This window comes from Exiguobacterium sp. E17S, from assembly GCF_057772545.1.
This window is the reverse complement of sequence record NZ_JBYLRU010000025.1, coordinates 1-266: the sequence shown is the minus strand read 5'-3', so window position 1 is coordinate 266 and position 266 is coordinate 1. Positions and strand designations below refer to the sequence as shown.

Below are 266 nucleotides of genomic sequence, written 5' to 3'. Positions count from 1 at the left end.
GTGGGGTAGATGATTGGGGTGAAGTCGTAACAAGGTAGCCGTATCGGAAGGTGCGGCTGGATCACCTCCTTTCTAAGGAAAACGTCCCTTACGGGACATGCCCATCGTTCAGTTTTGAGAGCTCGTCTCTCAGTCTCGTAAGAGACACTCGCACCTTGAAAACTGAAGACATCAACAAGACATCAAACTTTTAATTAACCATGTCATTTAAGACGTGTGTTCTTAGAATACCAACGCTAGATCAAGGTATGAAGGGCGTACGGTGG

At 46.6% G+C, this 266-nt stretch carries 1 rRNA gene; it reads left to right on the top strand.

Features of this window, described 5'->3' with window-relative positions:
- A 16S ribosomal RNA gene (locus tag AC3B4V_RS16275) occupies positions 1–72 on the top strand; the annotation flags it as partial.
- Between the last annotated feature and the right edge of the window lie 194 nt (positions 73–266).